General features: G+C 66.9%; 1 protein-coding gene. It reads left to right on the plus strand.

From position 1 onward, the window contains the following. Positions 1-242: E3 binding domain-containing protein (locus AC0IYH_RS33525; protein ID WP_471838754.1), on the plus strand; the 242-nt coding region annotated here is incomplete at both ends.

Consider the following 242-nt stretch of genomic DNA (forward strand, 5'->3'; position numbering starts at 1 on the left):
GCACCTGCGCCAAGCGGTGCCAAAGTTCACGCCGGCCCTGCCGTGCGTCAACTGGCCCGTGAGGTCGGCGTAGAGCTCAACGCTGTGTCGGCCACCGGCCCGCACGGTCGCGTGCTGAAAGAAGACGTGCAGGGTTACGTCAAAAACATGATGCAGAAAGCCAAGGAAGCGCCGGCTGCCGGCGGCGCTACCGGTGGTTCGGGCCTTCCGCCGATCCGCCCCGTGGACTTCAGCCGCTTCGG

The organism is Pseudomonas sp. AC463 (assembly GCF_979253585.1).